General features: G+C 62.0%; 5 protein-coding genes. 1 reads left to right on the forward strand and 4 read right to left on the reverse strand.

The features are described 5' to 3' along the window. The 4 genes from H5U38_13510 to H5U38_13525 all read right to left on the reverse strand — a co-directional run. Positions 1-1,710 (reverse strand): penicillin-binding protein 2 (locus tag H5U38_13510; GenBank protein ID MBC7188036.1); only part of this gene is annotated, 1,710 nt, incomplete at its 3' end. An 88-nt stretch (positions 1,711-1,798) separates the two neighbouring features. Continuing rightward, the gene (locus H5U38_13515) at positions 1,799-2,185 is read right to left on the reverse strand and encodes a hypothetical protein (protein MBC7188037.1); all 387 of its coding nucleotides are present in this window, start codon (positions 2,183-2,185) and stop codon (positions 1,799-1,801) included. Positions 2,186-2,232: 47 nt separating this feature from the next. Beyond that, positions 2,233-3,159, reverse strand: coding sequence for a 16S rRNA (cytosine(1402)-N(4))-methyltransferase RsmH (gene rsmH / locus H5U38_13520; protein MBC7188038.1), 927 nt, complete (start codon positions 3,157-3,159; stop codon positions 2,233-2,235). 16 nt (positions 3,160-3,175) lie between these two features. Beyond that, on the reverse strand, positions 3,176-3,709 hold the full coding sequence (locus H5U38_13525) for a division/cell wall cluster transcriptional repressor MraZ (protein MBC7188039.1): 534 nt from the start codon (positions 3,707-3,709) through the stop codon (positions 3,176-3,178). A gap of 544 nt (positions 3,710-4,253) precedes the next feature. On the opposite strand from H5U38_13525, the gene H5U38_13530 reads away from it, so the two are divergent. After that, a partial coding sequence (locus H5U38_13530; GenBank protein MBC7188040.1) for an SGNH/GDSL hydrolase family protein occupies positions 4,254-4,784 on the forward strand: 531 nt, incomplete at its 3' end.

Consider the following 4,784-nt stretch of genomic DNA (forward strand, 5'->3'; position numbering starts at 1 on the left):
TTCGGGCGCCTCTACCGGTGGTGTCACCTCCTGCTCGCCACGCCACTTGAGGATGCGCTGCAGGATCCTCTTGAACGTCGGCGCGGCAACGTCGGCCGCGTAGTACTGGCCCTTGGGATCATCCACTACCACCAGGATACAAAACTCGGCCTTGCCGACTTCTGCCGGGTAGTAGCCGACGAAGGAGGAAAGATAGCGTTCCTCATGGCCTCGGCCTTGCGGTCTCACCTTGCGGGCAGTGCCTGTCTTGCCGGCGATCCGGTGCCCGGCTATCTGCGCCTTCCGCCCGGTACCGTGGTTCACCACATCGACAAGTATCTCGTTGAGCGTCTCCGCAGTGGACTGGGAGATGACGCGCCGCACCACCTGCGGCTCGCCAAGGCTAAGGTCCTCTTTGCCCTCGCGCACCGTCCCGAGCACCACTTTCGGCCGCATGAGTACGCCGCCATTTGCCACAGCAGCGTACGCCATGGCCACCTGCAGAGGCGTGACGGCAATCTCGTACCCGTAGCTCATGGCTGCAGGCGTGAAGGCGCTCCATTGGTTGAGATTGGGCAGGATGCCGCGCACCTCGCCCTTCAGCTCTATGCCCGTGGCCGTGCCAAAGCCGAAGTTGCGCTCGTAGCGGAGCAGAAGCTCGGGAGGGATCTTCAACCCGATCTTGGCAATCCCTATGTTGCTGGAGTTGACCAGCACTTCGCGCACAGTGAGCCAGCCGTAAGGTTCGTGGTCTTCGATGGTCTGGCCCAGGACTCGATAGCGCCCGTTCTCGCAGAAGACCGTCTCGTCAGGCGTGCGCAGATGCTCCTCAAGAACAAGGGCCATGGGCACGAGCTTCATAACCGAACCGAGCTCGTACGCATCGGTGATGGGCCGCAGCCGCCAGAGGTCAGGATGTGCCTTGGTCCCTTCGCTGGGGTCGAAGAGGGGCGCGCACGCCAAGGCGAGGACGTGCCCGCTCTGAGGCTCCACCACTACTGCGCACGCCGCAGCCGCGTCGAATTGGCGCAAGGCTTCGACCAGCTCCTCCTCGCAGATGCGCTGCACCACCCGGTGGATGGTCAGGATGAGCGTCTCCCCTGGCACAGGGTCGACCTGCGGTGCGCCCGGCATGCGGAAGACGCGCCCTTGAGCATCAAGGTGGAGGTAGGCGAGCCCGGGTTTGCCGTGCAGACGATCGTCCCAGGCATACTCGATACCGGCCAGCCCGCGGTTGTCCACGTCGGTGAAGCCCAACAGATGACAGGCGGTGGTGCCGAAGGGGTAGGCACGGCGCCACTCATCGACGACGCGCACCTGGAGGAGCCCAAGGCTGCGGACGCGGTCGCCCACCTCAGCCGACAGCCTCCGGCCCAGCCAGACAAAGGAGCCGCCCCGTGCCAATTTGGCCTGCAGGGCATCTGGTGATTGGCCCAAGACGGGCCCGAGCTGCCGCACCACCAGCCCAGGGTTGCCGCTCTGGCGCAAGTCATAGCCCACCGAGACCGCCGGCTTGTTGATGACCAAGCGTACACCCTCGCGGTCGAGTATCTCGCCACGCCTCGGCTCCAACTTGCTCAGCCGGACGATCGGCATCTTCTGTCTGTAGGCCTCAGGTCTGATGAGTTGCACCTCCACCAGCCGGCCGGCCACCATCACCAACGCCAGCGTCACCAGCCAGCCAAAGCGCACACAACTGACGATGTCCTCGCACCTCTCCTGTTTTGTCACGTGCCTCAGCACCACACGCACCTTTCGGCCACATTACCAAGAGAGAGGCAACCAGGACCATGACCTACCATCAGCCCTATTCTGCACCTTATCGCCCGCTGCTCTGCCGCTCATCTTCCTCGATCAAGGGGCGCAGACCGGACGGCACCACCAGGTTGCGCCTACCGTAGAAACCGAGGTTGAGCTCGCGTGCCACCTGCCCGGTGATGTGATCAAAGCTCACCAGCTTTCCCCTGATCTCTTCAAGCTGCGCCACTTCTTTGCTGAGGACTGCCAGCCGCTTCTCGTGCGAGGCAATCTGCCGCATGAGCTCCTGGGCGTGGACCAACTGCCAGACGTACAAAATGACCGCAGCACAGCACAACACCACAAGGGCAAACAAGCGCGCCACCCTGCGCCGCTGCTGCTGCAGCCGTTGCCGCGCAATCCGTGAACCGGGGGAAGCATAGCGTCGCGTGCGTGTGGCGATGAGCATGGCCGCAGATCCTGACTTCTCAAGAGAACTCCTTGCCGCCTTCCTGCCTAGGGAAGACGCTCAGCCGCCCGCAGCTTTGCCCCCCTGCTTCGCGGATTCCGTCGCCTCTCCTCAACCGACGGCACCAATGGCCGCCTGGTGAGCACCCGCATGGTCGGCTGCCTGCCACAGACGCACCTCGGCAGCGAGGGCGGGCAAATGCACCCCTTCTGCTGCTCGAGGAGAAAGGTCTTGACAATCCGATCGCTGATGGACTCGTAGGACAGCACCACCACGCGCCCTCCCGCTGTGAGGAGACTGGGAACCTGCTCCAAAGCCTCGCCCAAGGCCTCGTGCTCGCGATTGACCGCCATGCGCAACGCCTGAAAGCAACGCGATAGCGTCTTCACCTGGTGCGGACCGCGCACGGTGGCGCGAATGATCGCCGCCAATTGGGTCGTGCTGCGAATGGGTTCCCTCTGTCTGGCGCGCACAATGGCAGCGGCGATGCGCCGGGCGTGCCGCTCCTCACCCAACGTGCGCAGAAGGGACGCCAGCTCTTCCTCGGAGCTGCGCGCGATGATGGTCTCGGCGGTAGTGGGATGACTGGTGTCCATGCGCATGTCCAACGGCCCCTCGAAGCGATAAGAGAAGCCCCGCGCTGCGGTATCCAGCTGGTAACTGCTCACCCCGAGGTCGAAGAGGATGCCGTCGACCCGGTCGATGCCCAGCTCGGCAAGCACCCGTCCCACGTCACGAAAGTTGCCCTGTCGCAAGATGACCTGCGAGCCGAACTGCCGGAGCGCTTCCTGCGCAGCTGCCAGGGCTGCCCCATCCAAGTCAATCCCCACCACACGTACCCCAGGGCCGAGCCTCGGCAGCAAGATGCGCTCATACCCGCCGCCGCCTATGGTCGCATCGACGTACACACCCTGCGGCCGCGGCAGCCAGTAGCGCGCCACTGCCTCAACAAGTACAGGCTCATGGAATATCACGGGCAGATGAACGACCTCATGCCCTCTCTTCAGTCGGCGCGGGCCCGTTCCCCAGTTCCGGAGCCCCTCTGGCCTGCGCCAGATTGCCGAACATCTCCGCGAACTCTTGCTCCACCTCCTGAATCGCTTGCTGGAGCAAGCTCGGGTTCCATACTTCCAGGTGGTCCACTACCCCACCGACAATCGCCTCATCTTCAATGTGGGCATGTTCGCGCAAGTTCGCAGGAAGAGCTATTCTCCCCTGCGGATCGAACTGCACCAGCATGCTGGGCATCGCCCACCGACGATTGAAGCGATACTTCTGCTTGAGATTGCCCCATTGGCTCTCGAACAACTTGGTGAGACGCGCCCATTCATCCAGAGGATAGGCATAAATGCACGGCTCGATGCCCTGCATCAGAATCAAGCCGTCCCGGGACTCAACCGAAAGGAGCGCACGGAACTTGGCGGGGATGCTGATGCGACCCTTCTGGTCGACGGCAACCTTGCTGTAGCCCTGGAATTCGGTGTAAAGCGACTGCGAAGGGTCCAGTGTCTGCACGATCGGCATGGTGCGCGCCCACGGAGTGGTATGAATTCCCAATTCTTCCTAACTCTGGCCAAATATATGCAAAAGTTCCCAAGGTGTCAAGCAAAATCTCGCGTTTTCTGCAAGAATTCGCGAAAACTCCTGTCCAGTTTTTGGTCACTTGCTTGGCCAATGGACCACCCGTCCAGGATTGGGCTCGCGCAACGAGCGCGTCTGTGCCGGCACCATGTCTCACCGACTCGCCCGGTGCGGCGGAATTCAAGAGGCTGTTCTTCCTGCACCTTCCCCCTCCGCAAAGTCAAGGTGCTGGAGGTAACAAATGCATCAATTGGCCCGCTTTCCGCTTGGCGGCGTGTTGGCCCCAATTTTGCCCCACAGGTGGCAAAGCATTCAGCATGAGCGTTTTCAGCACGTTTTCACCGGGAGGTGGTCAAAGAAAGCGAACGTCTGTCTCACAGTGAAACGGACCAGGCCGCGCCCACCGGCACGGGAGGCGCCTGGGCACCAAGAGCGGTCAGGATCGAATTGCATGGACGAAACGAGTGGCAAAGGAGAGCTATCCATCATGCGCAGAGGGCGGTCGTGGGCACGATTGGTCTTGACAGCCGGCTTGCTATTCACATTGCTGGCAACACAGGGCTTGGCCCAAACACGCATCATGCTCGTCGGCAACTCCATCACCGATGGCAGATACGGCAGCTCCGACGGACTGGGATTTCGCAATGACCTCTATGCACGGCTGCGGGATGCCGGGCTGAGCTTCGACTTCGTCGGTGGCACAGGCACTCCCCCGTACGAGGGCTACTTCTTTCCAGGCGCCCGCATAGAGGAATTTTACATTGGTGGCCTTGGCACCGGCGCCCGCGACATCGCGCCCGACATGAACAACTACGCCCCCGAGTACATTCTCCTGCACCTCGGCACCAACAACATAAGCAACACCGAAACGGCGGCCCCCTATTCCAACGACCACGGTCAGACTTTCCTCAATACGGCCTCGGGAAAACTGGCCGAACTGCTTGCCTACCTGGCCCGCTGGAAGAGCGGAGCGTACGGCTCCAGCCTGAAAAAGATTGTGCTCTGCAAGATTATCCCA

It is taken from the genome of Calditrichota bacterium (assembly GCA_014359355.1).
In the GTDB taxonomy this organism is placed as follows: domain Bacteria; phylum Zhuqueibacterota; class Zhuqueibacteria; order JANLFK01; family Oleimicrobiaceae; genus Oleimicrobium.

Excerpts from the sequence above, each read along its gene's own strand:
- H5U38_13525 (MBC7188039.1), bottom strand. The coding sequence starts at position 3,709 with ATGCCGATCGTGCAGACACTGGACCCTTCGCAGTCGCTTTACACCGAA.
- H5U38_13515 (MBC7188037.1), bottom strand. The coding sequence starts at position 2,185 with ATGCTCATCGCCACACGCACGCGACGCTATGCTTCCCCCGGTTCACGG.